Below are 457 nucleotides of genomic sequence, written 5' to 3' on the forward strand. Positions count from 1 at the left end.
CACGTGCGGGCCACCGTCCAAGGGCTCGGCACCGCCGCCTTCACCACCACCGGCGGTACGCGATGACCGCGCATCTGGTCGCGGGCAAGGCCACCCCGCGCGGGGCGTTCCCGCACGTCAAGGTCGCCGGCGGATTCATCTTCGTCTCCGGCACCTCCAGCCGCCGCCCCGACAACACCATCGCCGGGGCCAGCGTGGACGAATACGGCACCACCACACTCGACATCCGGGAACAGACCCGTGCGGTGATCGCCAACATCGCCGACCTGCTCGCCGCCGCCGGCGCCAGCCTCGCCGACCTGGTCTCGGTCACCACCTACCTGGTCAACATGAACGACTTCGGCGGCTACAACCAGGTCTGGGCCGAACACTTCGACCACACCGGACCCACCCGCACCACCGTCGCCGTCCACCAACTGCCCCACCCGCACCTGCTCATCGAGATCCAGGCCGTCGC

At 69.8% G+C, this 457-nt stretch carries 1 protein-coding gene; it reads left to right on the forward strand.

The annotated features are described in order from the left end of the window. Positions 1 to 62: 62 nt before the first annotated feature. Positions 63 to 457: RidA family protein (locus ACFHW1_RS28865; RefSeq protein WP_416616748.1), on the forward strand; the 395-nt coding region annotated here is incomplete at its 3' end.

Source organism: Micromonospora sp. LOL_014 (genome assembly GCF_048060245.1).
Taxonomy (GTDB): Bacteria; Actinomycetota; Actinomycetes; order Mycobacteriales; family Micromonosporaceae; genus Micromonospora_E.